Source organism: Streptomyces sp. NPDC059861, from assembly GCF_042731435.1.
In the GTDB taxonomy this organism is placed as follows: Bacteria; Actinomycetota; Actinomycetes; order Streptomycetales; family Streptomycetaceae; genus Streptomyces.
In genome coordinates, this window is record NZ_JBHWJQ010000034.1 from 86,062 (window position 1) to 90,926 (window position 4,865).

The following is a 4,865-nucleotide window of genomic DNA, read 5'->3' on the forward strand; positions in this document are numbered from 1 at the left end:
GACCGCCGCCCTGCCCCATGCCGGGAGCACCACCCCGGCCGTCGCCAGGAACGCCGCCTCGCCCCATGCCGGGAGCACCGATCCCACCACCGGCCGCAGCTCCACCCCCGCCCGCGTCCGAGTCGCGTCCCGACCCCATGCCGGAGCCGGTTCCACGCGGTGGTTCGTGCGGCGGGAACGGGGGCTGCTGATTCGTGGTCACCGACCGATCATCGCAAGAACGACCGGGGCCCTCTGTTCACCGCGCCCGAATTGACGCTAGCGTGGGGGCACCTTTGTAAACGCGGGAGCTCGGAGCACCGGGCTGAGAGGGCGCTGACCTTCGTCTTCGCGATGTTTCACGTGGAACGTGACTCGGCACGAGTGATGTTTCCCATGAAGCGCCGACAGACGAGAACCGCTGCGTCGACCGCCGAACCTGTTACCGGGTAATGCCGGCGTAGGGAGATCGGTCTCATGGCCAACAAGGACGCACGCACGCCTGCCTCCACCCAGAACGCGACCGACGACGCGCGCAGCGAGGAGGCCGGGAAGTCCATCGGCTGGCACAAGGCGTATGTCGAGGGCTCACGCCCCGACCTGCGCGTGCCGGTCCGTCAGGTGCACCTCACCAACGGGCAGTCGGTCACGCTGTACGACACGTCGGGCCCGTACACCGATCCACTCGTCGACACCGACGTCCGCCGCGGTCTGTCGCCGCTGCGGGAGAACTGGATCATCGCCCGCGGCGACACGGAGGAGTACGCGGGCCGTCCGGTCCATCCCGAGGACGACGGGATCAAGCACACGTCGCCGCGCGGCGGCCTGCGCAACCTCGACGCGGTCTTCCCCGGCCGCCCACGCCTGCCGCGTCGCAGCCGCGACGGCCAGGCGGTCACCCAGCTCGCGTACGCGCGCCGGGGCGAGGTCACGCCCGAGATGGAGTACGTGGCCATCCGGGAGAACGTCTCGCCCGAGGTCGTGCGCGAGGAGATCGCCGCGGGGCGGGCCGTACTGCCCGCGAACGTGAACCACCCGGAGATCGAGCCGATGATCATCGGCAAGCGGTTCCTGGTGAAGGTCAACGCCAACATCGGCAACTCGGCCGTGACGTCCTCCATCGAGGAGGAGGTCGAGAAGATGACCTGGGCGACCCGCTGGGGCGCCGACACGGTCATGGACCTGTCCACCGGCCGCAACATCCACACCACGCGCGAGTGGGTGCTCCGCAACTCCCCCGTCCCCATCGGCACGGTGCCGCTCTACCAGGCGCTGGAGAAGGTCGACGGCAGGGCCGAGGAGCTGACGTGGGAGATCTACAAGGACACGGTCATCGAACAGGCCGAGCAGGGCGTGGACTACATGACGGTCCACGCGGGCGTCCGGCTGGCGTACGTGCCGCTGACGGCGAACCGCAAGACCGGGATCGTCTCACGTGGCGGCTCGATCATGGCGGCGTGGTGCCTGGCGCACCACAAGGAGTCGTTCCTGTACGAGAACTTCGAGGAACTGTGCGAGATCCTCGCCGCCTACGACGTCACGTACTCGCTGGGCGACGGCCTCAGGCCGGGCTCGATCGCGGACGCCAACGACGCGGCACAGTTCGCTGAACTGCGAACTCTCGGGGAACTCAACCGGATCGCGAAGCGTTGCAACGTGCAGACCATGATCGAGGGCCCGGGGCACGTCCCGATGCACAAGATCAAGGAGAACATCGACCTTCAGCAGGAGATCTGCGATGAAGCTCCGTTCTATACGCTCGGCCCGCTGACGACGGACGTCGCGCCGGCGTACGACCACATCACGTCCGGCATCGGTGCCGCGATGATCGCCTGGTGGGGCACGGCCATGCTCTGCTACGTCACGCCCAAGGAGCACCTGGGCCTGCCCAACCGTGACGACGTCAAGACCGGTGTGATCACCTACAAGATCGCCGCTCACGCGGCCGACCTCGCCAAGGGGCACCCCGGTGCGCAGGAGTGGGACGACGCGCTGTCGGACGCGCGCTTCGAGTTCCGCTGGGAGGACCAGTTCAACCTGGCCCTCGACCCGGACACGGCTCGTGAGTTCCACGACGAGACCCTCCCTGCCGAGCCTGCCAAGACGGCGCACTTCTGCTCGATGTGCGGGCCGAAGTTCTGCTCGATGAAGATCTCCCAGGACATCCGCCGTGAACATGGCGGTACACAGGCGGAGATCGAGGAGGGCATGGCGGAGAAGTCGAAGGAGTTCGCCGCCGCCGGCAACCGGGTGTATCTGCCGATCGCGGACTGACCCGGCCGATCCGGCGGCACAAGGCGGGGCGCGCAGACCGTGCGGCCGCGGCCCCGTCCTCGTCGTCCTGGTCCAGTCCGCACACGGCAGCACACCGGCACCGCCGGATCTGCGGCTTGCGCACCACGGGGGCGCAAGCCGCAGGTCATTCCGGCTTGTGCTCCGGGCCTCCGAAATCCGGGCTGGTGTAGTCCGGGCTCGAGTAGCTCGGGCGCGCGCCCGACGGGCCGTCACCGGGGCTGGTGAAGCCCGGACGGTCGTAGCCCAGGTGCGGCATACGACTGGTCGGGATCGTCGGGGCCGCACGTTGCAGTGCGGCCTGGCCGGGGGTGGTGAGGGCCTCCCTGAAAAACGGCAGGATGCCGTTCTCCAGCAGGGCCTGGCGCCAGGCCTCCCTGGCGGCGGCCACCTCGCCGCTGAGTTCCTCGTACGGACCGGAATTCAGTGAGGGCCGGTTGCGCAGTGCGGTGAGCAACAGGCCGACGGCGGCGAGCAGGATGGCGACCGCGGTCACGGCGCCGAACACCCAGCCGGTGGTGACCATGGTCTGAGCGATGCCCGGCTCGGGGTCGAGCATCTTCAGGGTGTAGCCGACGAGCAGGAAGATCGCCGCGGCCGTGCCGGCCAGGACGGGTGCCAGCACCGCGATGATGGCGACGGCGCCCGCGCCGACCGTCTCGGCGGCGGCCTCTCCCATGGTGGTGGCGAGCCCCACGGCGCCCGTGCCCGGCTCGGTGGAGCCGGACTCGCGGGTGGCCGACGGGGTGGACGGCGCCGGGCGGCGCAGTTCCTCGCGGACCTTCACGTAGTGCTGGTACTCGGTCGCCGCGGCCGCCGTGATGAGTGCGGTGGCGTTCAGCGCCATGGTGCGCAGCTGTTCCGGGTTGAGCCGCTGTCCGACAGCGGCCAGTTCGGGTCGGTGGTGCGCGGAGCGCAGCGCCTCATCGAGGAGCCGCTCGTATTCCTGGCGGTCCTCGCTCAACAGGTGCTGCGGAACGCTGTTCATGTGCATCCCCCGATGCTCCGTAGGGCTTGGGGCTCGCACGCTGACGAGCCGTCGGGCAGAAACGGAGGGGAGCCTGCTACGGATAAGGCGATGGTAGAGCGGTGACGGTGCGTCGTGACAGGGGGTTTCCAGAAATTGCCCGCTGTCCTGCGCCGTGGTGCGCCGGGGCGCCGCCCGGGTACGCCTGCCCGGGAAACGCTCAGTTATCCAGGGGAAGTTGCTGGACCAGCAGCTTTCCGGCCATGGTCACGCCGCCGTCCATCGCGATGGCGAGTCCGTCGGCGTAGACGTGCGGTCCGTCGACCACTGGACCGGCGCTGTCCTCGCCGTCCTCGGATCCGACCTCGCCCAGCAGATAGGGAATGGGGCTGTGCCCGTGAACGATGCGGGTGCCGCCGTACGTATCGAGCAGTGAGCGAACGGCGTCGGCGCCGCCCTCGTCGCGGAAGGAGAAGCGCTTGGTGAACTTGCGGAACAGGTCCCAGACCTCGTCCGCGTCGTTGCGGGTGAGGGCCTCGCGGATGTTGTCGTTGACGGCCTCGATGGAGTCGCCGTAGTCGAGGTAGGCGGTGGTGTCCGAGTGGACGAGCAGATGGCCGTCGGTCTCGGTGAGCGCGTCAAGGCGGGCCATCCACTGCAGATGGTGGTCCTGGAGGCGGTCCATGTCGGTCTTCTGGCCGCCGTTGAGCAGCCAGGCCGCCTGGAAGGTGGCGGTGCCCGCGCCCGAGTTGACGGGCGTGTCGCCGAACCGCTTGGCGCCGAGCAGCAGCAGCTCGTGGTTGCCCATCAGCGCCTTGCAGTAGCCGCCGGCCGCGGCGGCCTCGGCGGACAGCCGCATGACGAGGTCGATGACGCCGATGCCGTCGGGGCCGCGGTCGGTGAAGTCGCCCAGGAACCACAGCCGCGCGGTGCCCGCGCACCACTGGCCGGCGGCGTCGATGAGGCCCTTCTCGCTCAGGGCGGCCATCAGCTCGTCGAGATAGCCGTGCACGTCGCCCACGACGAACAGGGGCCCAGGACCGGTGGTGGACTGCGGCTCCTGTGCCGGCACGGCCGACGGGTCGACGTTCACCTGAACCGTGTCGCCCCGGTTGATGACGGGCAGGTCGCGCTCCGTGGGCGTGTACCCCTCCGGGTGCTCCACCGGCTCCACGACGGGGCTCGCGACGTCACCGGGGTGCGCGCTGTGGTCGTACGGACCGGTCTCGTGGACGTAAGCGGGCACCCGGAAGTCGCGCAGCGTCGCCGTGCGCTCCACCTCGGGTCCCTGACCGGCCCCCTGAGTCATCGACCCCTCCACCATCGCGCCGCATCTGCACCGCATCGGACTGCCTGGTCGCAGCGGCCCGCGGTGTCGTGGGCCCATCATAGGAATGCGGATCGCGCCGTGTGATGACCCAGGGGTGGTGAATCGGAGCGAGAGTCCAGTTCACCGCGGCTTTCGCCCCGTTTGGGCCGAGCTTTCCCCCGTCCGGAGACCGCTCGACGTCAGCCCTGTGTGGTGCGCTAGCTGTTGTGTTCCGGGAGGTTGTGGACGGGTGAGCGAGGTCTCGGTTGAGGGATCTTGAACAGGTGAGGGCCTTCCGGTTCGGTGTGGATTGCGACG

3 protein-coding genes and 1 riboswitch are annotated in these 4,865 nt (G+C 69.2%); of the genes, 1 reads left to right on the forward strand and 2 read right to left on the reverse strand.

Annotated features, from left to right (window positions below; genetic code table 11):
* Positions 1 to 273 precede the first annotated feature (273 nt).
* Positions 274 to 463, forward strand: a riboswitch (TPP riboswitch).
* Positions 457 to 2,253: a phosphomethylpyrimidine synthase ThiC gene (gene thiC / locus ACFV6X_RS26725; RefSeq protein WP_385387495.1), complete on the forward strand. Its 1,797-nt coding sequence runs from the start codon at positions 457 to 459 to the stop codon at positions 2,251 to 2,253. It overlaps the preceding riboswitch by 7 nt.
* Positions 2,254 to 2,398: 145 nt before the next feature.
* Here the strand turns inward: thiC and ACFV6X_RS26730 are convergent, their stop codons facing one another.
* Positions 2,399 to 3,265, reverse strand: a complete 867-nt coding sequence (locus ACFV6X_RS26730) for a hypothetical protein (RefSeq protein ID WP_385387497.1) — start codon at positions 3,263 to 3,265, stop codon at positions 2,399 to 2,401.
* Positions 3,266 to 3,458: 193 nt separating this feature from the next.
* Entirely contained in the window at positions 3,459 to 4,562 is a 1,104-nt protein-coding gene (locus ACFV6X_RS26735; RefSeq protein ID WP_385387499.1) for a metallophosphoesterase, read from the reverse strand.
* Positions 4,563 to 4,865 lie beyond the last annotated feature (303 nt).